Genomic DNA, 1,016 nt, shown 5'->3' on the forward strand with positions numbered 1-1,016 from the left:
CAGACTAACCGCACTATGTGCGCAAGGGTAAATTTGCGGCTTACCCCCTTGGTTCGATGTCGTTACTCACCCACTTAGCCGACGTGCCGGACTTCCGGCGGCAGAATAAAAACTTTCGCCACAAACTATTAGACATTCTCGTTATCAGCGTGCTAGCTGTGCTGAGCGGGGCCGACGATTTTGAGGAAATCGCCTGGTTTGGCCGGCAGAAAGAACCCGTCTTTCGGCGCTACCTCTCGCTGGACAACGGTATTCCGTCCGACGATACCTTCCGGCGGGTCTTTCAGCACCTGGACGCGGCGGCGTTCAACGCGGCCTTTCTGGCCTGGATGCGGCAGGTGCTGCCCGCCGACCAACTCGGCCAGGTTTGTATCGACGGCAAGACCCTGCGCGGCTCCGGCCCGCAGGCGCTGCACGTGGTGTCGGCCGTGGCCAGCGCCCAGGGCCTGAGCCTGGCCCAGGTGGCCACGGCGGGCAAAGGCCACGAACTGGCGGCCATCCCCGACGTACTGGCCCTACTCGACGTACGCGGCTGCCTCGTCAGCCTCGATGCGCTCAGCTGCCAACCCGCCATCGCGGCCCAGATTTGCCAGCAAGGCGGTGATTACCTGCTGGCCCTCAAGGGGAACCAGGCCACGCTCTTGGCCGAGGCCGAACGCGCCCTGGCTCAGGTGCCCGCTCGGCAGACGCTCGAATCCTGGAGCGTGGCCTCCCACAACACCCCGCTCTGCACCCAGCTCAGCGTCCAAACCGACCTGCGCTGGGTCGATGAAGAAGGCCGTTGGCCGGGGCTGGCCGCTCTGGTCCGGGTCGCGACCACCCGCCACCCGGTCGACGGACCGCCCCAGCCGCAGGCCGTGCGCTACTACCTCAGCAGCCGCGCGACCCTGACCCCGGCCCAGGCCACGGCCGCCGTGCGCGACCACTGGGCCATTGAAAACAAGCTCCACTGGCACCTGGACGTGACGCTGGGCGAAGACGCCCACCGCTTGCGCCAGGCCCAGGCCGTGGAAAAC

At 66.3% G+C, this 1,016-nt stretch carries 1 protein-coding gene; it reads left to right on the top strand.

What is annotated here, in order from left to right; all coding sequences use genetic code 11:
- Positions 1–56: 56 nt before the first annotated feature.
- A partial coding sequence (locus tag ABD819_RS21385) for an ISAs1 family transposase (protein WP_345127708.1) occupies positions 57–1,016 on the top strand: 960 nt, incomplete at its 3' end.

The organism is Hymenobacter antarcticus (assembly GCF_039539545.1).
In the GTDB taxonomy this organism is placed as follows: domain Bacteria; phylum Bacteroidota; class Bacteroidia; order Cytophagales; family Hymenobacteraceae; genus Hymenobacter; species Hymenobacter antarcticus.